General features: G+C 52.2%; 1 rRNA gene. It reads right to left on the bottom strand.

The window, feature by feature from the left end:
- Window positions 1–255 (bottom strand): 23S ribosomal RNA (locus M3593_RS23865); the annotation flags it as partial.

The raw sequence follows: 255 nt of genomic DNA, 5'->3' as shown, positions 1-255 counted from the left end.
TCACCCAAATGAGCACCCCTTCTCCCGAAGTTACGGGGTCATTTTGCCGAGTTCCTTAACGAGAGTTCTCTCGCTCACCTTAGGATTCTCTCCTCGCCTACCTGTGTCGGTTTGCGGTACGGGCACCATTTATCTCGCTAGAGGCTTTTCTTGGCAGTGTGGAATCAGGAACTTCGGTACTATATTTCCCTCGCTGTCACAGCTCAGCCTTCACGCAAGCGGGATTTGCCTCACTTGCAGCCTAACTGCTTAGAC

It is taken from the genome of Mesobacillus sp. MER 48, from assembly GCF_023714225.1.
In the GTDB taxonomy this organism is placed as follows: domain Bacteria; phylum Bacillota; class Bacilli; order Bacillales; family Cytobacillaceae; genus Mesobacillus; species Mesobacillus oceanisediminis_A.
Note: the sequence above shows the minus strand (reverse complement) of the source record. Positions and strands in the feature narration are given on the sequence as shown.